General features: G+C 32.6%; 23 protein-coding genes and 1 riboswitch. Of the genes, 3 read left to right on the top strand and 20 right to left on the bottom strand.

Annotated elements, in window-relative coordinates; all coding sequences use genetic code 11:
• Positions 1 to 8 precede the first annotated feature (8 nt).
• The 10 genes from ACVCXO_RS18825 to ACVCXO_RS18780 all read right to left on the bottom strand — a co-directional run bounded on the left by ACVCXO_RS18825 (position 9) and on the right by ACVCXO_RS18780 (position 9,292).
• A complete protein-coding gene (locus ACVCXO_RS18825; RefSeq protein ID WP_055443603.1) occupies positions 9 to 335 on the bottom strand; it encodes a nucleotide pyrophosphohydrolase in 327 nt (108 codons plus the stop codon).
• Positions 332 to 850, bottom strand: coding sequence for a metal-dependent hydrolase (locus ACVCXO_RS18820; protein WP_452231131.1), 519 nt, complete (start codon positions 848 to 850; stop codon positions 332 to 334). The genes ACVCXO_RS18825 and ACVCXO_RS18820 overlap by 4 nt, the downstream gene beginning before the upstream one ends.
• A gap of 18 nt (positions 851 to 868) precedes the next feature.
• Positions 869 to 1,396: a hypothetical protein gene (locus ACVCXO_RS18815; RefSeq protein WP_452231130.1), complete on the bottom strand. Its 528-nt coding sequence runs from the start codon at positions 1,394 to 1,396 to the stop codon at positions 869 to 871.
• A gap of 75 nt (positions 1,397 to 1,471) precedes the next feature.
• The gene (locus ACVCXO_RS18810) at positions 1,472 to 3,307 is read right to left on the bottom strand and encodes a DUF3857 domain-containing protein (protein ID WP_452231129.1); all 1,836 of its coding nucleotides are present in this window, start codon (positions 3,305 to 3,307) and stop codon (positions 1,472 to 1,474) included.
• 135 nt (positions 3,308 to 3,442) lie between these two features.
• Complete coding sequence (gene dtd / locus ACVCXO_RS18805; RefSeq protein ID WP_452231128.1) at positions 3,443 to 3,895, bottom strand: D-aminoacyl-tRNA deacylase; 453 nt, start codon at positions 3,893 to 3,895, stop codon at positions 3,443 to 3,445.
• Positions 3,896 to 3,995: 100 nt separating this feature from the next.
• Positions 3,996 to 4,943: a ribosome small subunit-dependent GTPase A gene (gene rsgA / locus ACVCXO_RS18800; protein ID WP_452231127.1), complete on the bottom strand. Its 948-nt coding sequence runs from the start codon at positions 4,941 to 4,943 to the stop codon at positions 3,996 to 3,998.
• 173 nt (positions 4,944 to 5,116) lie between these two features.
• Positions 5,117 to 6,199 carry a chorismate mutase gene (locus ACVCXO_RS18795; protein ID WP_452231126.1) on the bottom strand — a complete coding sequence of 361 codons (1,083 nt, stop codon included), beginning with the start codon at positions 6,197 to 6,199 and terminating at the stop codon, positions 5,117 to 5,119.
• A gap of 120 nt (positions 6,200 to 6,319) precedes the next feature.
• Positions 6,320 to 7,171 (bottom strand): prephenate dehydrogenase, encoded by an 852-nt coding sequence (locus tag ACVCXO_RS18790; protein WP_452231125.1) that lies wholly within the window; start codon positions 7,169 to 7,171, stop codon positions 6,320 to 6,322.
• Between the two features lie 154 nt (positions 7,172 to 7,325).
• Entirely contained in the window at positions 7,326 to 8,468 is a 1,143-nt protein-coding gene (locus ACVCXO_RS18785; RefSeq protein ID WP_452231124.1) for a pyridoxal phosphate-dependent aminotransferase, read from the bottom strand.
• On the bottom strand, positions 8,465 to 9,292 hold the full coding sequence (locus tag ACVCXO_RS18780) for a prephenate dehydratase (RefSeq protein ID WP_452231123.1): 828 nt from the start codon (positions 9,290 to 9,292) through the stop codon (positions 8,465 to 8,467). Before ACVCXO_RS18780 ends, ACVCXO_RS18785 begins: the two co-directional genes overlap by 4 nt.
• A 319-nt stretch (positions 9,293 to 9,611) precedes the next feature.
• Between ACVCXO_RS18780 and gldA the strand changes: the two genes are divergently transcribed.
• Both gldA and ACVCXO_RS18770 read left to right on the top strand, forming a co-directional pair.
• A complete protein-coding gene (gene gldA / locus ACVCXO_RS18775) occupies positions 9,612 to 10,505 on the top strand; it encodes a gliding motility-associated ABC transporter ATP-binding subunit GldA (RefSeq protein WP_452231122.1) in 894 nt (297 codons plus the stop codon).
• Between the two features lie 455 nt (positions 10,506 to 10,960).
• Positions 10,961 to 11,113 (top strand): hypothetical protein, encoded by a 153-nt coding sequence (locus tag ACVCXO_RS18770; RefSeq protein ID WP_452231121.1) that lies wholly within the window; start codon positions 10,961 to 10,963, stop codon positions 11,111 to 11,113.
• Positions 11,114 to 11,308: 195 nt separating this feature from the next.
• Here the strand turns inward: ACVCXO_RS18770 and ACVCXO_RS18765 are convergent, their stop codons facing one another.
• A complete protein-coding gene (locus ACVCXO_RS18765) occupies positions 11,309 to 12,094 on the bottom strand; it encodes an ABC transporter permease (protein ID WP_452231120.1) in 786 nt (261 codons plus the stop codon).
• Between the two features lie 4 nt (positions 12,095 to 12,098).
• Complete coding sequence (locus tag ACVCXO_RS18760; RefSeq protein WP_452231119.1) at positions 12,099 to 13,016, bottom strand: ABC transporter ATP-binding protein; 918 nt, start codon at positions 13,014 to 13,016, stop codon at positions 12,099 to 12,101.
• A 223-nt stretch (positions 13,017 to 13,239) separates the two neighbouring features.
• Between ACVCXO_RS18760 and ACVCXO_RS18755 the strand changes: the two genes are divergently transcribed.
• A complete protein-coding gene (locus ACVCXO_RS18755) occupies positions 13,240 to 13,731 on the top strand; it encodes a hypothetical protein (protein ID WP_452231118.1) in 492 nt (163 codons plus the stop codon).
• Positions 13,732 to 13,988: 257 nt separating this feature from the next.
• On the opposite strand, the gene ACVCXO_RS18750 is transcribed toward ACVCXO_RS18755, so the two are convergent.
• From ACVCXO_RS18750 to epsC, 8 genes are all read right to left on the bottom strand, one after another.
• On the bottom strand, positions 13,989 to 14,735 hold the full coding sequence (locus ACVCXO_RS18750; RefSeq protein ID WP_452231117.1) for a head GIN domain-containing protein: 747 nt from the start codon (positions 14,733 to 14,735) through the stop codon (positions 13,989 to 13,991).
• 85 nt (positions 14,736 to 14,820) lie between these two features.
• Positions 14,821 to 15,915: an acyloxyacyl hydrolase gene (locus tag ACVCXO_RS18745; protein WP_452231116.1), complete on the bottom strand. Its 1,095-nt coding sequence runs from the start codon at positions 15,913 to 15,915 to the stop codon at positions 14,821 to 14,823.
• 31 nt (positions 15,916 to 15,946) lie between these two features.
• Positions 15,947 to 16,900, bottom strand: a complete 954-nt coding sequence (gene metF / locus ACVCXO_RS18740) for a methylenetetrahydrofolate reductase [NAD(P)H] (protein WP_452231115.1) — start codon at positions 16,898 to 16,900, stop codon at positions 15,947 to 15,949.
• Between the two features lie 305 nt (positions 16,901 to 17,205).
• Positions 17,206 to 19,881: a methionine synthase gene (gene metH, locus ACVCXO_RS18735; RefSeq protein ID WP_452231114.1), complete on the bottom strand. Its 2,676-nt coding sequence runs from the start codon at positions 19,879 to 19,881 to the stop codon at positions 17,206 to 17,208.
• Positions 19,881 to 20,162 (bottom strand): antibiotic biosynthesis monooxygenase family protein, encoded by a 282-nt coding sequence (locus ACVCXO_RS18730; RefSeq protein ID WP_452231113.1) that lies wholly within the window; start codon positions 20,160 to 20,162, stop codon positions 19,881 to 19,883. Before ACVCXO_RS18730 ends, metH begins: the two co-directional genes overlap by 1 nt.
• Positions 20,162 to 21,163 carry a homocysteine S-methyltransferase family protein gene (locus tag ACVCXO_RS18725; RefSeq protein ID WP_452231112.1) on the bottom strand — a complete coding sequence of 334 codons (1,002 nt, stop codon included), beginning with the start codon at positions 21,161 to 21,163 and terminating at the stop codon, positions 20,162 to 20,164. Before ACVCXO_RS18725 ends, ACVCXO_RS18730 begins: the two co-directional genes overlap by 1 nt.
• Positions 21,164 to 21,215: 52 nt before the next feature.
• Positions 21,216 to 21,334: riboswitch (SAM riboswitch) on the bottom strand.
• A 58-nt stretch (positions 21,335 to 21,392) separates the two neighbouring features.
• Positions 21,393 to 22,283, bottom strand: a complete 891-nt coding sequence (gene cysM, locus ACVCXO_RS18720) for a cysteine synthase CysM (RefSeq protein ID WP_452231111.1) — start codon at positions 22,281 to 22,283, stop codon at positions 21,393 to 21,395.
• Complete coding sequence (gene epsC, locus ACVCXO_RS18715; protein ID WP_452231110.1) at positions 22,283 to 23,011, bottom strand: serine O-acetyltransferase EpsC; 729 nt, start codon at positions 23,009 to 23,011, stop codon at positions 22,283 to 22,285. Before epsC ends, cysM begins: the two co-directional genes overlap by 1 nt.
• Positions 23,012 to 23,020: the final 9 nt, after the last annotated feature.

Raw genomic sequence — 23,020 nt, 5'->3', positions numbered from 1 at the left:
GTGACAATTTATTTTAGTTTTTCGTTGTTGTGGTGACGATCGTGATCGCGTTTGGTTTTAATATCTAGCTTTTTATCGAATGCTTCTTGTAAATCGATTCCGGTTTGGTTTGCTAGACATAAAACTACAAACATCACATCTGCTAATTCTTCGCCAAGGTCTTTATTTTTATCGCTTTCTTTTTCGCTTTGTTCGCCATAGCGTCTTGCAATAATACGTGCAACCTCACCAACTTCTTCGGTTAATTGCGCCATATTAGTAAGCTCATTAAAATAACGAACACCATGGTTTTTTATCCAATTATCTACTTCTAGTTGTGCGTTTTTTATGCTCATGCTTTTTTCTTTTTTAGGAAATGTAAAGTTATTAAAATAATACAGCATGGAATAGCGATATACTGTAATTCGCTAATAATTACTCGTATTCCCCATTCTGAAAAAAACTTTTCTATACCAATTGGTGAAACTTTTATGACTTGCCAAGGAAAGAAAAATCTAGAATTATCGAAAGGTATAAAAAAACCAACTCCTTTTCCTCCTGTGGTTAGTGCGTCTAAAAGTCCGTGAGAAATTGTCGATAAAAACAAAACGATAAAGAAGATTTGCTTTCTCGTCTTTCCGAAGAGAAAAGCCAACAACAAACTCCAAAGTACAGCAAAAACAATAGAATGCGTAAAACCGCGATGCCCAAAAGGATCCAAATAAGGGATACCAAAATGAAAAGCCAAGACATCTAAATCTGGAAGCATAGTAGAAACTATTGCTAATCCTAAAAGTAATTTACTGTTTTGAGAATCGATTACTTTTGCTGTTGTGTATGCTACTAAACCATGTCCGAAAATGGATGCCATATTATACCAATTTAGCTATTATATTTTTTTAAGTACTATTTGCTCTGTTTGTTTTTTAAATACTAAGTCGAAAAACCGCTTAAATTCTAGATAATCTTTGGGTAATAGAATGGATTTGTTAATATCTAGATTTGTTGTGATTTGCAATAAATTATTGCTATGTTTTATTAAATACACAAAGCTTCCATCCTTAATATTTGATATTGTAAATTTTGTTTGCTTCCAATAGCGATTTGTTTTTTCTTCAAAAATGCCATTATTATTCGGTTTCGTATCTTCTACTTTCCCATTATTTAAATTATAGGTGTAGGCTTTAAAATTGATTAATTTATATTTAGTATCATTACCTTCATCATAAAGACTTATTGTTTTTGTAGCATAATCATCTTTATTGTAAATCTTGATACGTTCATGAATTTCATTATACTGCACAAAACCTTTTCCTTGCTCGTACATAAAAGAAACATCTTGATTTCTATACAAAACAGCTGCACTAGCTTCTGGCTCCAATGGATGTTGTGTTTCTTCTAATTCCTCTTTACTCACTTTGCCAAATTTAAAATCTTGAGAAAATGTGAATTGCGTTATTAGCAGTGTGATGATTAGTACTGTTTTCTTAATTTAGTTATTCGTTTTTAATACTATTTTAGATTTATCGTGCTTTGTTACTTTTAATAAAAATTTTCTAAACTCTTTATATTCTTCTTTGCTATAGTTTCCTTTTTTTAATTTGAATTTTCGTTGAAACAAAAGCGTATTCGCATCTTTTTGCGTAATGGAGAAATGATACTCCCCAAATTTATTGGTTATAGTAACTGCATCTTGCAATGCTTCCACCTGAAGTGTTTTTGGTATTGTAATTTCGAAAGCATTATTATTTACTCTCCCTCTTTTAATTTGAAAAGGTAAATTTCTTTTTTTATAACGCGGAGGAACGTATTCTTCTTCATTGAAAATATTTGGTCTTAGTAAGATTCGCTCTCCTACTTTGGAAGCATATTTTGTTGCTTTAACCGCTACGTTTTCCGTAAAAACAATATCCTCTTTATTGTTATTAAAAGTGATTGCGTTAATTTCTAAATTATTAATCGTATTATAATACGCTTTATAATGCAGTTTTTGATCTTTCTCTAATTCGTTCTCTATATAATAATGCTTCGCATATCTTGTACCTTTACTGGTAATTTTGACTTGTGCAGTAATATTTCCTGTCACATCTAGTTGTACTTTTGCTTTTGTTTCTGTCGTGTTTTCTTCTGCCGAATACACTTTGGTATGCACAATTTTTCCGCCTTCTGGTGTTACTACTAAAACATCTCTATCGTCTGTGAAATTCGCGGTATACGCAAAAGGACTTGTTTGACTAGTACATTCTAACCATAAATAATCTTCTTCATCTGGAATGCTTAATATCACATGATTTCCTTGTAAGGATGAAAAATCTTTATCGATATCTATAATATCATTATCCCCATAAACTACGGTATAGTAAGATTCGACGCCTACTTCTGCCAATAGTGATTTGGTGTAATTTGTTAATGCCTTGCAATCGCCATAACCCAATCGATCTACTTCTTCTGCGAACATGGGTTTCCAGCCACCAATACCAACTTGAACACTAATATATCGCGTTTTATTCTGCATATATTGGTATACAATTTTTGCTTTCTCTCTATTGGTTGTCGCTAATGCTGTCTTTGCTTTTATTTCGTCTATTACAGCTTGTGGTAATGCTTCCGTTCCTGAAATTAATTCGTCGTACATCCATTTTCCAAAATCTTGCCAATTGTTATTTACACCGCGAACACCTTCCATATTAAAATCCGTCAAAGTAGCTTTTAAATATGGTGCATAGGTTTTAAACGAAGGACTGTAAGATTCGCTTTTAATAGCTTTTAAATTCTCAGCAATAAAATGATAATCACTTTGCTTTTTGATGTTGTAATCTTCAAAATTTAAAGTTTGTATTCTAACCTTTCCTTCAGATACATTTGTAATCTTATATTCAGCACTTTCGATACTGACATAAAACCCTTCCACGGGTCTCCAACTATGTAAAAAAGCAGTAGATTGGTATACTACTTCTACATCAAAAACCATGGTATACGGATAATTTATGGGTGTGTAATCTAAATATTTAACACGACTATCGGAATATAATGTCCCACCACTAACGGCACTCACATCTTCAAAATCTTTTTCTCTAAACTTCTTGATTTCTTTGCCTTGGGTATTATAAATTCTTGCTTCTAGCTTTTTAATATTCGTGTTTTTATCGTAATGCTGATAGGCGCCAAGATTGTTATCGCCTTCTTTATTAAGAATGGTTACTATACGTTTATTGGTATATACCATTTTATCAAAATCTTCTATTTCTATATGCATATGCTCGGATCGAACCACAGCATTTGCATTCATTTTTAAAGCAAGAGGAATGGTAGAGGAATCTAACAGCATTTCATCTTGTGCATGTATTGAAAAAACCGAAAGAAATAAGAAAAATATAAGTAGGAATTGCCTTGAAATCATCTAGTTGGGTTTGCGCTTTTAAAAATACTATTTTTTAAGACCTCACAAAACAAAACAGAGATTTTATTCTCTATTTTTAGTATCTATAAGGATAGTCACAGGACCATCATTTAAAAGAGAAACTTGCATATCTGCGCCAAACTCTCCGGTTTGCACCGATTTACCTAAGTCTTTTTCTATTTGTAAAATGAAGTTTTCATATAAAGGAATGGCAACATCTGGTCTTGCTGCTTTAATATAACTTGGTCTATTTCCTTTTTTGGTATTTGCGTGCAATGTAAATTGGCTGACTACAATAGCATCGCCATTATTTTGCACTAATGAATTATTCATGACACCTTCTGCATCATTAAAAATACGAAGGCTAACTATTTTATTAGACAACCAATTAATGTCTTCTTGCGTATCTTCTGCTACAATACCTAAAAGAATTAATACACCTTGTTTTATAGATGCTACTTCTTTACCTTCAATAGTAACACTTGCGTGAGAAACCCTTTGTATAACTGCTTTCATCTAATAGAGAGATTCATTTTTTTTTATTGTTCTCGATACAAAATACTTTTGCAAAGCATTTCACTCGAACTGACGTTAAAACGCGAAGTACAGGAATATATTAATTATAATTATCGGTTCTGTAGTGCTCGTCTTCCCCTTCAATAATACTAACATAGCTTCTATAGCGTGAGTATGCTATTTCTTCTTTTTCTACAGCTTCTTTTATAGCGCATTTTGGTTCTTCAATATGCAAACAGTTATTGAATTTACAATGTTGTTTTAATTCGAAAAACTCTGGAAAATAATCACTTATTTCTTCCTTTTCCATATCTACAATACCAAATCCTTTTATTCCTGGAGTATCTATAATTTTAGCATTAAAACTAAGATCAAACATTTCGGCAAAAGTGGTTGTATGTTGTCCTTGACTATGTTGTGTAGAAATAGCTTTGGTTTTTAAGTCTAAATTTGGTTCTATCGCGTTTACTAATGTAGATTTACCAACTCCAGAATGGCCAGCAAACATGCTTACTTTATCATGCATCATGGCTTTTACTTTATCTACATTTTTCCCTGTAGTTGCAGAAACACCAATACATTCATACCCTATTTTTCTATAAGTATGCGCTAAAAAACGAACTTCGTCTAAAGTCTCTTTATCATAAGTATCTACTTTATTAAAAAGTAAAACGGTTTTTATAGAATATGCTTCTGCCGTAACTAGAAAACGATCGATAAAGGAAGTCGATGTTGGTGGATTATCAATAGTAATCAATAAAAATACCTGGTCGATATTAGATGCAATGACATGTGTTTGTTTAGAAAGGTTAACCGATTTTCTAACAATGTAATTTTTTCTATCGTGAATATATTTAATTACACCTATCGGATTTTCATTGTTATCGGTATCTAAATCGAAATCCACAATATCACCAACAGCAATAGGATTGGTACTTTTAATCCCTTGCAATCTAAATTTTCCTTTTATTCTACATGGGTATGTTATACCTAATTCCGTTTTTACGGTGTACCAACTTCCTGTAGATTTATAAACTAGTCCTGTCATTACTGCAAAGATGCCATTATTAAATTAATAATTAAAAAGGATTTTAATTTAATGCAAAAAAGAAATTAAGGAAAACAGTCATTTTGAGGGTGTTTTAAAAATATTTTTAATGCATAACCAACATTTGATATTTCTCTATTACCCTCAAAATGACATTATCTTCCTAATTTAAATTAACTCTTTAAAATCTTTTCTTGATGATTAATAGATTCTTGGTGAATGGCTTTAAACATACGTAAAATAAACTCTTCACTTAATCCTTTTTCATGGCCTTCAAGAACCATTTTACCTAGTATTTCGTTCCAACGTTTACTTTGTAAAACAGCAACGTTCTTTTGTTTTTTAAGCGATCCAATACCATCTGCTACTTTCATTCTTTTACCTAATAAATCAATAATTTGATTATCTACCACATCAATCTGTGCTCTAAGGTTATTCAATTCCGTATTGTATTCTGCTTCTGGATCCGATTCTTTTCTAATACGCAAATCGGTCATTATTTGCACTAAAGCATCTGGTGTTACTTGCTGTGCAGCATCACTCCATGCGTTATCTGGATCATAATGTGTTTCTATCATTAAACCATCAAAATTAAGGTCTAATGCGGTTTGCGAAACATCTAAAATCATATTTCTATTTCCTGTAATATGCGAAGGATCGTTAATTAAAGGAAGGTCTGGAAATTTATTTTGAAACTCAATAGCTATTTGCCATTCTGGAATATTTCTATATTTCGATTTTTCGTAGGTTGAAAAACCTCTATGAATTGCTCCTAAGTTTTTAATTCCTGCAGCATACAGTCTTTCAATGCCACCTAACCATAAAGCTAAATCTGGATTTACTGGATTTTTCACCAATACAATTTTGTCTGTTCCTTGTAAAGCATCTGCAATTTCTTGCATGATAAATGGACTTACAGTAGAACGTGCACCAATCCATAATAAATCGATATCATGTTCTAAAGCTAATTTTACGTGGTTTGCATTTGCAACCTCAGTACAAGTTTTCATTCCTGTTTCTGCTTTTACTTTTTGCAACCATTTTAAACCTAAAGCACCAACACCTTCAAAATTCCCTGGTCTTGTTCTTGGTTTCCAAATTCCAGCTCTAAAATAGTTTACATCGGTATCTTTCAACTCATGCGCAATTTTTAAAACTTGCTCTTCTGTTTCTGCACTACATGGTCCTGCTATTACTAGTGGATGATCTAATTTCATGTCATCTAACCATGTTCTTAATTCTTTCTTGTTTTCCATACTCATTTTCCACCAAAGTGGAATCTTATTAATTCAACTTATTTTCTTTATGCTTCTAACTTCCAATTTGCATTCAAAGCTACCTTTCCAATAAAAGAGGAAGGGATTTTTTATTTACACTTACTGTATTCCGTTTAATATATCTTTAATGTAATTGGTGTTTTCCATTTCATTAAAAATGGTTTCAAAATCATCTGCTTTCATACTGTCTTTAAAATGGGTAAGATTGCTGATATATTCTTCTAAAGTTTCAATTACATTTTCTTTATTCTGCTTAAAAATTGGTGTCCACATTGCTGGGGAACTTTTTGCCAATCGTACTGTGGAAGCAAACCCACTTCCTGCCATATCAAAAATATCGCGTTCGTTTCGTTCTTTATCAATTACTGTTTTCCCTAGCATAAACGCACTAATATGTGATAAATGTGATACATAAGCAATATGTTTATCGTGTGCTTCTGGATTCATATAACGAATACGCATTCCCATAATTTGAAAAATAGCTAATGCTTTTTCCTGTAATTTGAATGCTGTTTTTTCTACTTCGCAAATGATATTTGTTTTCTTTTGAAACAAACCTACCATCGCTGCTTTTGGCCCGGAAAACTCTGTTCCTGCAATAGGATGTGTTGCTAGAAAATTTCTTCGTTTCGGATGGTTTTCTACCGCTTTACAAATATCTCTTTTTGTAGAACCTGCATCCATAACCAAAGCGTCATCACTTACCATATCTAGTATTCCTGGTAATATTTTCACCGAAACATCTACAGGAACGGCAAGTATTACAAAGTCGGCATGCACCACATCTGGTAACGTTGCTTCAAAATCTATTACATTTAATTCTAATGCTTCTTTTAAATGCTCGGCATTAGAATCTATACCAAATATGCTAATACTAGGATTTAGGTCCTTCACATCTTTAGCGATGCTTCCTCCTATTAATCCTACGCCAACTATGTATATATTTTTCATTCCTATCTGTGTCTTTTCAAGACCTCTTCCTAAAGGGAAGCTTTATTATTTATTAATAGTTACAAGGCTTTAAAAAACCTGCAGAAAGTCTACTTTTAATTTTGACCCTTAACTATTCCTTTTACTTATTATTTTACTGCCTACTGCATACTATTTACACTCTCGCTAAAGCTTCTTCTAAATCCTCGGTCGAAGCACATAATGAAAACCTTACATACCCTTCGCCTTGCGTTCCAAAAATGGTTCCTGGAGCAATGAATATGTGATTTTCTTTTAGCAGTACATCTATAAATTCTTCCGATTTAAAATGTGGTGGTAATTTTGCCCAAACAAATAATCCCGAAGCATCCTTATTATAGGTGCAATTTAATGCATCAGCCAATTTCCAAACTAATTTACGTCTTTGCTCATACACACTATTTAAACTCTGATACCACATATCAGAACATTTCAAAGCTTCTATTGCTCCTTTTTGAATGCCATAAAACATTCCAGAATCCATATTACTTTTCACTTTTATAATCGCTTCTATATGTTTTGCGCTTCCTAAAACCATACCTACTCGCCAACCAGCCATATTAAAGGTTTTACTTAGCGAGTTTAGCTCTAAACAAACTTCTTTCGCTTTTCTAACGCTTAAAATACTTCTTGGCGTATCGTTTAAAATAAAACTATACGGATTGTCATTTACTATTAAAATATCATGCTTTACAGCAAAGGCAACTACATCTTCAAATAACTGTGCTGTTGCTTTTGTTCCTGTTGGCATGTGTGGATAGTTAAGCCACATAATTTTTACTTTACTTAAATCTAATTTCTCTAATTCTTGTAAATTAGGAAGCCATCCTTTGCTTTCTTCCAAATCATAAAAAACGGGTTTTGCACCAAGTAATTTAGTAACCGAAGCATAGGTTGGATACCCTGGATTAGGAATCAGTACTTCGTCACCTTCATTTAAAAAAGCCATAGAAATATGCATGATACCTTCTTTGCTTCCCATTAATGGTAATACTTCTGTCATCGGACTTACATGAACTGAAAAATGCTCTTTATAAAAACCTGTAATTGCTTCTCGCAGTTCTGGTAAACCCTGATAACTTTGGTATTTATGCGCTGTGGCATCTTGAAAACTATTTGCAATAGCCGTAATTACTTTTGCTGGTGGTTGTAAATCGGGACTACCAATACCTAAATTGATAATTGGTTTTCCGTTTGCTTTAAGCAAGTTTACTTCACGCAATTTTCTTGAAAAGTAGTACTCTTCTACGGTATGTAATCTGTCTGCTACTTGTATCATTGTTTTGCGTTTTTAAATTCGCCTAATATTTTAAAATCTTGTGCCATTATCTCTAATATAGATTTAGCCTTTTTATAATCTGCATACATATCAAAAGTGATATCTACAAAAAAAGCATACGTCCAAGGGGTTTCTATTTTTGGTAAGGATTGTATTTTAGTAAGACTCATTTTACAATCACTCATCACATTAAGGATTGCGGCCAAGCTTCCTCGTTTGTGTTCTAGTTCGAACTTAATAGATGCTTTATTTATTTCGTTTTCCGAAATTTCGTGATTCTCACGTTTTACAATTACAAAACGAGTTTCATTAAGCTGGATCGTTTGAATGCTTTCTACTAAAATTTCTAATTCAAAAATATCTGCTGCCAAAGCACTTGCGATTGCTCCTACATTTTTTAAATTGTTTTTCTGAATTCGTTGTGCAACCTCAGCGGTATCTTTATCTTCAATGAGTTTAATGTGTGGATATTTTTTAAAAAACTCCTTACATTGTAACAATGCCATAGGATGCGAATATACTTCGGTAATATCTGCAATACTTTGGTTTGGCAATGCCATCAAATTATGCTGTATATCTAAATACTGCTCACCAACAATATGTAAATTATGATTATCAATTAATGCGTAATTTGGGATTATAGACCCTGCAATAGAATTCTCTAAAGCCATAATTACAGCATCTACTTTTTTATCTAATAGGTTTTGCACCGTTTCGTCAAAAGACAAACATTCTTGTATAGCAACCTGGTTTCCAAAATATTGTTGTGCTACAATATGGTGAAAAGATCCTTTTACTCCTTGAATTGCTACTGATTTAATCATACCTATTAATTGAGATAACTTTTCACTAAAAAATATGCATAAAAAAAAAGCCTCGATATATCGAGACTTTTTGTTTAATTTATATTTTAAAATACATATACAACGTCCCGTTTCTTTATTTAAAAAAGAAATATATCCAGCTATAAAATGTAAAGTTTGTTATCATGTTCATTATTACATGGCTAAAGTAATTAAATATCTGAATAAACAAAATTGTTGAAATAGTTTTTTGCCTTTTACGTTTAATTTTTAAAGATTTAGTAGTTATTAATCTATTAAATTATATAATTACTATTATTTTTGAACAAACTATTTATCTATGTCTATTGAAGTTACAAACATTTCTAAAGTTTATGGCACGCAAAAAGCGTTAAACCAAGTATCTTTTAAAGTAAGCAAACCCGAAATAGTTGGTTTTCTTGGTCCGAATGGCGCCGGGAAATCCACCATGATGAAAATTCTAACTACTTATTTAGATGCTTCAGAAGGGGAAGCTATAGTAAACGGACATAATGTAAACACAGAAACCAAGCAAGTACAGCAAAGTGTTGGCTACTTACCAGAACACAATCCATTATATTTAGAACAGTACGTAAGAGAATATCTTGCTTTTAACGCCCAGGTTTATGGGGTTACTAAAAGTAGAATCAATGAGGTTATTGCACTTACAGGTTTAACACCAGAAGCACATAAAAAAATAGGACAGCTTTCAAAAGGATACAGACAACGTGTTGGTTTAGCAAATGCACTTTTACATAATCCCGATGTTTTAATTTTAGATGAACCTACAACTGGTTTAGATCCAAATCAATTAGTAGAGATTAGAAACTTGATAAAAAGTATTGGTAAAGAAAAAACAGTTTTCCTTTCTACACATATCATGCAAGAAGTAGAAGCGATGTGTGATAGAGTGATTATCATTAACAAAGGAGAAATTGTTGCCAATAAAACCTTGAAAGAATTACGTACCGAAAAAGAGCAAGTAGTAATTGTGGAATTCGATTACCGAGTGGAAGATACTTTTTTACTAAAATTACCAAAAGTGAAATCTGTAAAAAATACACACGATTTTATTTATGAAATTACTTTTGCAACTACGGAAGATATGCGATCTCATGTATTTGATTTTGCACATGACAACGACTTGAAGATTCTTCAACTGAACCAAAAGAATGCGAGTTTAGAAAGTTTATTTAGAGAATTGACGAGTTAGACACATTCGTTATTCTTTAACAAAAAAAAACATTCAAAGAAATCTTTTGAATAGCGCTCTTAAAAAAACCAGCTATAAGGCAACGGCATGACTTATTTACGGGATATCATAATAAAAGTTGTTATATAACACGTTGGCAATAATTTAGAAGACACTATTCCGATAAATTCAAAATTAAACACTAATAATTAAATTACCTCAAATGAAAATTAAATTAAATTAATCATCATTCTCTTTTTATCTATTACAACTTCTATTTATGCGCAAAAAATAAAATTAAAAAAAGAATCTATCTATGTTGACGGAAAAGCGATATTAAGTTTTGAAAAGAAATCTTACGGAAATGAGTTTGTTATATATGAACTGAATACAAAAAATGAAATAATTTCTGCTACATATAATCCAAATGGAAACTATCAAAAAATATTCTTTGTGAATACAAAAAAAGTATGGAAATGAAACCAAAATATTGGAATAAATCTCTAATAAAGTGGTTCATAGAGCAAGGTCTTTTAGATTTAAATGGTGATTTTAATGATGACAAAGTTGATGTATTTATTGAAAAATTTGATGAAAATATTACTGAACGAACTATAATTAGAAATTAAAACTATTACCAACACCGTATAAAAATAATTGCGGCTTAGTGCTTAATCAAAGGTCGTTGCGAGTTTGTAACGTCTGATTTCCCTTCGGAAAATCCTCGCATACAAATCCGCAACTATTCTTATACATAAACGTTATGCAGCATATAAAAAACTCGCAAAAAAAGTGAATAATCATCAAAATAATTTACTATTTGCTTATTTAATATTTAACTTCTTTATGTTAAAATAACCAAAAATACTTGTTATTAAAAAGCACGTGATACTAAATATAGTAACAGAGGAAACACCAAAAATCAAAGGCATTTTATCACCTAGAGAAACGGATAAAACACTAAACGAATATGGGAAATAAATGGATAATTGTGGCGCTTGTGAAACAATGATACCTATAATAGCTAAAAACATTCCAAACCCTAAAGGAATAACAAAGTTCTTAAATCTAAAACTTAACCAAAATTGAATTCCAATAATACCAAAAGAAGCTACAAAAGATGTCGTTAACATTTTTAGGTATCGCCAATGTTCGGGCGGAAAATTTAAAAACCCCAAATCTGGATAAACAAAACCTAATAAAATACCGGATAATAGAATTGCGATATAGTAATATATATAAGTAACTATTATAGCTAAAATGACAATGCTTAATTTCCCGAAATAGATACTCCATTTAGGCACAGGCAATGCAAATAAATGTTTTATACCTAAAGACTTATGCTCTATTTGCATAATCAAGCTCGTAATTAAAACAATAAACATGGGTATAAAAAAGGGTGTAGAATTTTCAATTTGAGTCACCATAAATTTCTCCCATGGATTCACTCCTGCTAATGGAACTAAAGTTTCACGCTCAAAAACATAAGCTACAATGAATAATATAGGAAAAAGGACTGCACTAATAATTGTAAGCCAAAAAGCAAAGGTTCGTTTTAACTTAATAAGTTCATTTTTTAAGCTTGCGGTATAATATAATATTGTTGGCATATTATTAATTTTCGGTTAATGATAAAAAGAGTTCTTCTAAATTATTCTTAATAGATACTTGATAAATATTAATTCTTTCAGCTCTTAAAACATCTATCACTTCTGTAATTTCATTTTTACTTTTCACTTCAATTTGCAGCAAATCATCAAGCAACGAAATATTTTCCATTTTCAAATTCTTAAGTACAGACAACCCTTCAATAGGAGAATCTACTTCTATTTCAAATTTGATATTTGTTCCTTTAGATTCTTTTAAACTTGCTACAGTATCTTGATATAACATCTTACCATTTCTAATAATACCAACATGTGTACAGGTTTTTTCGATTTCACTTAATAAGTGACTTGAAATAAAAATTGTTGTCCCAAACTTTTTGTTTAAGTCTTTAATAAGGGTACGCATTTCTATAATCCCTTTTGGATCTAATCCATTCGTTGGTTCGTCTAAAATGATAAGTTCAGGATTACTTAATAAAGAAATTGCTAATCCTAAACGTTGTTTCATTCCTAGTGAATACTCTTTAACTCTTTTATTTTTAGCGTACGTTAGGTTTACAATCTCTAACACTTCTAAAATTCTACTTGGCGATATATTTTGCCTGTAGTTGGCAGATATTTTCAAATTATCAATCGCATTTAAGTGTTCATATAAAGACGGATTCTCTATCAAGGCACCTACTTTATTCAAAACTTCAAGTCTTGATTGTCCATTAAAGAGTTCCCCAAAAAGAGAAACAGTTCCAGAGTTTTTCTTTAAAAGACCAAGAATTAGACGAATGGTGGTACTTTTCCCGGAGCCATTTGGACCTAAAAAACCATAAATACTTCCTTTAGGAACTTTAAGCTCTAAATTTTCAATATCATTCTTGGTTTTAGAATATGAAAAATTGAGATTTTTGGTTTCTACAATAAGTTGATTCATTTTTAAAGTTTAATGGGTTGGTATATTATCATAACGATTAAAGAGGGAAAATGTAACAAACCATTCAATAGAGAAAGAATAATTTTACACATGCAATGGGAATAATGCGTTGCACAACGGCGTTTATAATTAATTGTTAGGTTCTCACTTACTTGGAAAGTTCAATCCGAATTTTCTCTGGTTCGTTTTCTTTTACTAGATGAATTCCACCCAACACAACTAAGTGTATACAAGAACGTTAAACAAAATTCTTATAATACAAAAAAAATTACTATTCCTATGTTTATTACTTATCACTCCAATCATTTCGGCTCAAAACAAGGTTAACATAGAAATTATCTTCGAAAGACAATCCGATAATAGTATCGATTTCTTTTATTCTAAAAACGTTCTAGGCACTAATTCTTTAAGACTAGAGTTCACACGTTTAACAAATCCATATGACAAACGCGATTCTAATCCTAAAGTAAATACATCTATAAAATATAGCTTACTCTTTATTAATGAAAAGGACATAACGATTATGGAAGCATCTTATTTAGGTGAAACCTATTTTCAAAACGAAAAACCAATAGACTGGAAATCTTTTGTAGTGTACTCAAAGAAAGCAGACACTATATGTAGCATGAGAAAAGGAAAAGTGATTAGAATCATTAACAAACATAAAAATAACAGCACAATAACAAAGTATATACTAGTAAAAGGAATCGTATAACCATAAAACATGAAGATGGCACATTCGCTATTTATACTGGTTTGGATAAAAATAAAATAGGCGTAAAACTTGGACAAGACGTTTATCGGCAAACCAAATTAGGAGTCTTAGAAATCTTTAATAAAATTAATTATTGCTTAGGTTTTAATGTGTATTATTATCTCGAGAATGTTCTTGATAAACCTAAAAACGAAACTTTAACAAATAGAAAATATAGTAAAAATTATAAAAAAAACGTGTACCAACACAACGTAAACCTATCTAAAAATCAATTTTCCATCATAAAATTCTTCCACAGTCACAAGTGCTGGTTGGTGATACGCAACCACATCTCCTGTACTTCTAATTTCTCCTGTAATAGATGCTTGCGGATTTACAAGAATATCATTGGTTCCTCTATGGTAGATTTCTACATCTTGAGCGATTAAGTCTTCGCCTTGAAAACGCCCTGTTCCTGAGAAAAATCCAACGTATAATGCTTCCGTTGTCCCAGAAATATAAAAGGAAGAAATATTATTCCCAACTACGCTTAAGCTCTGTGTATTTACCTGTAGTTTAAAATCGCCAACAGTAAAACTTTCTGGCACATTAAAATCTTCTGAAAACAATTCTAAATGGGTATAGTTTAAAACACCATCACTAGAAATATCATATTGTGTAGAGCTTCTAATAGCTGTAATATTTGGAGCGGTGACATACACTTTAGTGATACCATAATCCCGAACGTAGTTACAGGTATTCTTATCGGTAAGCTGTAATTCATTAGCTACCACTTTTGCTTCTACATCATTTAATAAATTTTCACCAGTCTCAATAACGACTTGAAAAGTGACTCCTTGTTTTAATATCAACTCTATATCTCTATGTACTAGAATTTTTTCAAAGGAAGAAAGCATCACTTCCTCTTGTACTATTTTTCCTGACTTTTGAAAGCAATCATTTGCATCTTCGCTATTGCAAGAAAACAAAATGGCAACTATTAATATATATACTATTTTTTTCATCTTTATATCTTTCCGCGCTACGACGCAAAATCCGTTTATAATTTATTTTACAAGTATTTCAAAGCAAGTCCGAAAAAACGAGTATTTATAATCTAATCCCAACACCAAGTTCTACAGCTTCGGCTTTTGCACCATGAGACTTCAAGGTTAAAGCAGCGAACCATTTTTCACCAAAATAACGTTTTAAACCAATTCTAAGATAGGTTCTTCCTTCAAAATCATAAGGGTAATACACATAGTAACCAAACTGTGTTTCTAACGACATTTTATTTATAAATAACTCGTGACCAGCAAAAACACCAACACGTTTATAATCTGCAGTACCATCTTCACCTTCTTCTGGAAAAGCAGCAGCTCTATATTTTATGTGTTCCTTTAAAAAAGTAGAGAAGAAAACATCGGTTCCTAATTGAATCGCGCTTTTATGATTTAAACGTTTGTCGGCATATGCCGAAACAATATAAAAAGGAAACTGACCTGTACCTACAACATCACTTTCATTCACTCCACTTCTAAAAACAATATTATATTTTATAGGTTGCGTGAATTTCTCTTTCGTTAAAGTACTTTTAAATTCGGGATCTTCTTCGTCTAGATTATAAGTCACACCAACATTAAAAGCAATAGTATTCACACTCGCATTTGGCGCTTTCACATTCGCATTAGAATAATGAATTAAGGAAACACCTGCTTGCAAACCAAACCTATCAAAAATGCGCTCTTTTTTGTAATTAAGCATCGCATAGGTACTACTTAAAATACTAGAACCAAAAGCAACATTTTTATGGTTGTCTACTTTATCATACGGATTAGAAGTATACCCCAAACCTTGACCAATACGAAACATTAAGTTCCGTTTTAAAAAATAAAAATTGTAATGTGCATAAATAGAAACATTGTTACCAAGCACGCTATTTTTTAAATCTTGATAAGCTAGAGAAAATCCGTAATCCGGATAATTATAACGTTGTTGCCAATCTTCTTCTCCAAAGGTTTTGGTATTCCAACTGACAATAAAACCTTCCGGATGTCCTTTAATTAAATGCGAAATATCGGTATTATGTAAAGCAATATTTCCTGAGAAATAATTTACATCAAAATAAGAATCTGTAGCTTTCTTTTCTTGCGAAAAAACACAAGCACAAAAAAGGCAAAAAATGTAGGTTAATAAACGCTTCATTAAATTTAATTAGAGCGCAAAAATATAAAATTTAAAATAAAGCCGAAGCAATCGTTTTTATATTATCACTTTTTCCCATAGAATAATAATGAAGCACAGGAACTCCTGCATCTTGTAGCTCCTTAGATTGCTGAATGGCCCATGCAACACCAACTTCTCTAACTTGCTTATTATCTGTGCAATTATCTACTGCCTGAATTAAATCTTCTGGTAAATCTATTTTAAAAACCTGAGGCAATAATTGCAAATGTCTTTTTACAGCAATCGGTTTTATTCCTGGTATAATTGGCACGTTTATTCCCGCTTTTTTTGCAGCATCTACAAACTGAAAATATTTTTCATTATCAAAAAACATTTGCGTCACCACATAATCTGCTCCAGCATCTACCTTTTCTTTTAAGCGTTTTAAATCCGTTTGCAAAGAAGGTGCTTCAATGTGTTTTTCGGGATAACCGGCAACACCAATACAGAAATCAGACTTATCATCCACTTCTATAACATCATGCAAATAGTTTCCTGTATTCAAATTCTGAATCTGTGCCACCAAATCCCTCGCGTACATATGTCCACCTTTTTGCGCTTCAAAGTATTTTTGATGACTCATCGCATCGCCGCGCAAAGCCATTACATTATTAATTCCTAAATAATGACAATCGACCAATAAGTACTCGGTTTCCTCTTTACTAAAACCACCACACAAAACATGCGGCACCGTATCTACATCATATTTATGTTTAATTGCCGCACAAATACCAACAGTACCAGGACGCATTCTAGTGATTTTACGATCTAAAAGTCCTTGTTTCTCTATGTAAATGTATTCTTCTCTAGAAGTGGTAACATCTATAAAAGGTGGTTTAAATTCCATTAAAGGATCAATATTATCATATAAATCCTGAATATTCTTTCCTTTTTTTGGCGGAATAATTTCAAACGAAAATAACGTTTTCCCGTTTGCATTTTTTATGTGTTCGATTACTTTCATAATAATGCCAGCGAAGGCAGGTATCTCATTAAATTATTATTTATTTCTTTTGGGCGTTACCTTTTGCTCATACCTGCCAGGTTTAGATGCCAAATAAATTGGCACAAGCCTTGCAGGATCGCAAAACGTCGCGCTTTTCGCTATATCTTTTTACTGGTTCTCGATACTATACTCCTTGCAGTCGCAGCACTCGAACTGACATAAAAAGGATGCCGCTACAATCCCTAACGCAGCTATCCGTTATGTTTTTTTCTTTCCAAGATGCTGTGCTTATTTGCAATGAGATTCCTGCCTGCGCAGGAATTCTAATCCGCTAAATTCGGATTCAACCATTTTGTGGCTTCTTCTATACTTATGCTTCTTCTTTTTGCATAATCTTCTAATTGGTCTTCCTTAATTTTCCCTAGTCCAAAATATCTAGCTTCCGGATTTGCAAAATAATAACCACTAACACTTGCTGCTGGCCACATCGCTAGACTTTCTGTTAACTGAACACCAATAGCTTCCTCCACGTTTAAAAGTTTCCAAATAGTTTGCTTTTCTAAATGATCTGGACAAGCAGGATAACCAGGAGCTGGACGAATACCTTTATATGTTTCCTTAATTAAATCTTGGTTGCTTAAGTTTTCGTTATGCGCATAACTCCAATAATCTGTTCTTACTTTTTTATGTAAATATTCTGCAAAAGCTTCTGCTAAACGATCTGCTAATGCTTTTATCATAATCGAATTATAATCATCATGTGCATCTTCAAATTGTTTTGCGAGCTCTGCAGTTCCAAATCCTGTAGACACACAAAATGCGCCCATATAATCTTCTCTTCCTGTTTCTTTAGGAGCAATAAAATCTGCCAATGCAATATTTGGTTTTCCTGCTGCTTTTCTAGATTGCTGACGTAGCGTTAGAAAATTTAATGTTTTCTCTTGAGATGCTTCTACTTCAATATCATCATCATTTACCGTGTTTGCTGGAAACAATCCGAAAATCGCCTTCGCTTTTAAAAGCTTTTCGTTAAATACACGTTGTAATAATTCTTGTGCGTCTTTAAAAAGATCGGTTGCCTGTTCGCCAACTACCTCATCGGTTAAAATATCTGGATACTTTCCATGTAAATCCCAACTTCTAAAAAATGGAGACCAATCGATAAATGCTTCTAATTTGGTGATATCAAAATCTTGAAAATCTTGAATCCCTAATTGTTTTGGTTTTGTAATTTGAGACGTATTCCAATCTATTTGAAACTTGTTTTTTCTAGCGTCTTCTATCGAGACGTATTCTTTCTTTGTTGTTCTGCTTAAAAACTGCGCTCTAAACTTATTATATTCTTCACGTATTTGCTCTTTATATATTTTATTGTTTTTGTTTAACAACTGACCAACTACAGTTACCGCTCTCGACGCATCATTAATATGCACGACTGTATTGCTATAGTTTGGCGCAATTTTCACCGAAGTATGTGCACGAGATGTTGTTGCGCCACCTATAATTATTGGAATGGTAATATTCTTTTTTTCTAAGGACTTGGAAACATAAACCATCTCATCTAACGAAGGAGTAATTAATCCACTTAAACCAATAATATCTACCTTTTCTTTAATGGCAATTTCTACTATTTTTTCTGGCGGAACCATAACGCCCAAATCGATGATTTCATAATTATTACAACCTAAAACAACACTTACAATATTTTTACCAATATCATGTACATCGCCTTTTACGGTCGCCATTAATATTCTACCTGCAAATTCTTGTTTCCCATCTTTTTCCGCTTCAATAAATGGTTGTAAATAGGCAACAGCTTTTTTCATAACACGAGCAGATTTCACTACTTGTGGTAAGAACATTTTTCCGCTTCCAAAGAGATCTCCAACCACACTCATTCCAATCATTAAATTCCCTTCAATCACTTCGATGGGTTTTTCTGCAATTTGCCTAGCTTCCTCTACATCTTCGATAATAAAAGCATCAATCCCTTTTACTAATGCGTGTGTTATTCTTTCTTGTAACGGATTACTTCGCCATTCTAAAACCTTGGTAACATCTTCTTTTACATTTCCTTTTACGGTTTCTGCAAAATCTAATAAACGTTCGGTAGCATCATCACTTCTATCGAATAAAACATCCTCAACATGGGTTAACAAATCCTTATCAATCTCATCATAAACCTCTAACATCGTCGGATTTACAATTCCCATATTCATTCCATGTTGAATCGCATGATATAAAAACGCAGCATTTATAGCCTCGCGAACGGTATTATTTCCTCGAAAAGAAAAGGACACATTGCTCACACCACCTGAAACATTTGCATACGGCAGATTTTCACGAATCCATTTGGTAGCACGAAAGAAATCTAGTGCATTTAATCGATGTTCGTCCATTCCTGTTGCTACAGGAAATATATTAGGATCGAAAATAATATCTTGAGGTGCAAAGTGGACAATGTCCACCAATATTTTATAAGAGCGTTCGCAAATTTCAATTCTGCGTTCATACGTATCTGCTTGTCCGTTTTCATCAAACGCCATTACAATTACAGCAGCACCATACCGTTTTACCAGTTTTGCTTGTCTAATAAATTCGGCTTCCCCTTCTTTTAAACTAATAGAATTCACGACGCATTTTCCTTGTGCTACTTGTAATCCTGCTTCAATGATTTCCCATTTGGAGCTATCAATCATTAATGGCACACGAGAAATATCTGGTTCGGATGCTATCAGGTTTAAAAACTTCACCATGGCATACTTTCCGTCCAGCATACCTTCATCCATATTCACATCAATAATTTGTGCGCCTCCTTCTACTTGATCTCTGGCAACACTTAATGCTTCTTCGTATTTCTCTTCTTTTATTAATCTAAGAAATTTACGTGACCCAGTAACATTTGTACGTTCTCCAACATTAATAAAATTACTTTCGGGAGTAACTACCAATGGTTCTAACCCAGAAAGAGTAAGGTATTTATTTTTAGCTTTTTTCATTATTTATAATGTTCTACTGTTGGGAATGGTTGATAAAAATGATGCAATAAATTTTTCCATGTTTGATATGCTTCCGATTTTCTAAACCCTATTTCATGATCTTCTAAAGCTTCCCAATGCACTAATAAGATGTATTTATCTTCTTCTTCGATACATTTTTTAAGCTGATGTGAAATGTATCCTTTCCTAGAAGAAATTATTACCTCTGCATTTTTGAAGGTTTCTTCAAATTCTTCTGAAACACCTTCCCTTATATTTAAAATTGCAACTTCTAATACCATTATGCTTCGATTTCTAATTTTCTTGGTTTGTACTTTGCAGCAACTTCGGCTATGGCTTTAATATGTTCCGGACTTGTGCCACAACAGCCACCAATGATATTTATTAAATCGTCTTGTAAGTATTCTTCAATATATGCTTGCATCTGTTTTGGAGATTCTTCATACTCCCCAAAAGCATTTGGTAATCCTGCATTTGGATGTGCAGAAGTGAAAAATTCTGTTTTATCGGATAAGCGTTGTAAATAAGGCTTCAACTGTTCTGCTCCTAAAGCACAATTAAATCCGACACTTAATAAAGGAATATGAGAAATGGAAGTCAAAAAAGCTTCTACGGTTTGTCCAGATAATGTTCTACCAGAAGCATCTGTAATAGTACCCGAAACCATTATTGGAATATCGATATTGCGTGCTTCTTTCACTTCTTCAATAGCAAATAATGCGGCTTTTGCATTTAGCGTATCAAAAATGGTTTCTACTAAAAGTAAATCTACACCGCCATCGATTAACGCTTCTACTTGCTGTTTGTATGCAACGCGTAATTCTTCAAAAGTAATAGCTCTATATTCTGGTCTATTTACATCCGGTGATAAACTTGCTGTTTTATTGGTAGGCCCAATACTTCCAGCGACAAATCGAGGTTTGCTTGGGTTTTGTTTGGTGAATTCTTCCGCAACTTTTTTAGCGATTTTAGCAGACTCGTAATTTAGCTCGTATACTAAAGCTTCCATATCATAATCTGCCATGGCGATTGTAGTTCCAGAAAAGGTATTGGTTTCTACAATATCTGCTCCAGCTTCAAAATATTTAGCATGAATAGTAGCAATTGCTTCTGGTTGGGTAAGCGATAGTAAATCGTTATTTCCTTTTAAAGAAGAAGGATAATCTTTAAAACGTTCGCCACGAAAATCTTCTTCAGAAAAATTATATTGCTGAAGCATGGTTCCCATCGCGCCATCGAGAACTAAAATATGTTTTTGTAAAATGTGTTTGATATCAGACATGTTATATTAAATTATATAAATGTCATCAGAAGGGAAGTAAGGTAATTACTTGTGGTTATCTGTCTAATTTCTGAAATACATTCAGAAAAAAGTAGAATTTAGCACCTTCTTTTTTATAAAGGGTTGCCAAGGCTTCAATGGGTCTAATCCCTCTGCCTTTCGTGATAACATTCAATACGATTAAGAACTAAAGTGTAAATTAAGGGAATAAAAATAGGATTACCAATTTTTATTCGTATAAATCTGAGGAAATATAACGATCACCAATATCACAGATAATAGCGACAATAATTCCTTTTTCTATTTGTGCTGCAATTTCTAATGCGGAAGCAACAGATCCACCACTACTCATTCCTGCAAAAACGCCTTCTTCTTTTGCTAGACGATTCGTCATTGCTCTAGCATCTTCTTCACTTACATCTACCACTTGATCTACTTTGGAAGCATTAAATATTTTTGGCAAATAGGCTTCTGGCCATTTACGAATTCCCGGAATCTTCGCGCCATCTTTAGGTTGTGCACCAACAATTACAACGTCTTTATTTTGCTCTTTCAAATAAGTAGAAACGCCCATAATGGTTCCTGTGGTACCCATTGCAGAAACAAAATGTGTGATTTCGCCGTTCGTATCGTTCCAGATTTCTGGGCCCGTGGTTTTGTAATGTGCTTTCCAATTATCCTCATTTGCAAATTGATTCAGCATGAAATATCCTTTTTCTTTTTCTAGTTGGATTGCTAAATCTCTTGCACCTTCTATACCAACTTCTACCGAAGTTAATATTAATTCCGCGCCATAAGCACGCATCGTTTTAATACGTTCTTGTGTAGAATTTTCTGGCATCACAAGCACCATATTTAATCCGAAAAGTTGCGCTATAAATGCCAAGGCAATTCCGGTATTACCACTTGTAGCTTCCACTAAAGTATCCCCTTTTTTAATATCTCCACGTTTTAAGGCTTCGGTAATCATATTATAAGCAGCTCTATCTTTAACGCTTCCGCCAGGATTTTTTCCTTCTAGTTTTAAAAATAGTCGTACACCTTCTTTTTGTAAAATATGCGTTGCTTCTATTAAAGGCGTATTACCAATTAAGTCTGTTATCGATTTTCCTTCTATCATTATTTTCTAGTCTTAATTTTAATTTCAGATTGGTACGTAACTAATGAATTTTCTGGAACAGATTGTGTAATCCACACATTTGCTCCTATAATACTATTTGCTCCTATAACAATATCGCCACCAAGAATGGTTGCATTTGCGTAAATAGTCACATTATCTTCAATGGTTGGATGCCTCTTTGTGGATGCCAAACTTTTTTTGACTTGAATGCCGCCTAAAGTAACTCCTTGATAAATTTGAACTTGACTTTTAATAATTGCAGTTTCGCCAATTACAACACCTGTTCCGTGATCTATAAAAAAGGAATCACCAATAGTAGCTCCTGCATGAATATCAATTCCTGTAATGCCATGAATATACTCCGACATCATTCTAGAAAGAATATGCAAATCTAATTTATAAAACTCATGACTTAAACGATACACAGCTATAGCGTGAAATCCCGGATATGCTAAATACACTTCCTTTAAACTTTTACAAGCTGGATCATTATCTTTTGCAGCAATGGCGTCTAACTCAATTTTCTTTTTAATTAGATGTAATCTTTCAGAAAAAGACTTCCAAATAGCCTCTCCTTTTTCTACAGAAAGTGCTGTTGAAAATTTTAAAAAAACTGCTTTTAAGTACTTTAATTCCTCTTTTTGTTTTTCTCTACTTTCAAATAAAGCATAAAACAAATCTTTAGTAAATATTGCTACTTCTTCTTTTAAACGAAGGTTGAAAACCATTTAAATTCA

It is taken from the genome of Lacinutrix sp. MEBiC02404, assembly GCF_053601575.1.
The sequence above is the reverse complement of the archived record's forward strand: the minus strand, read 5'-3'. Positions and strand labels throughout refer to the sequence as shown.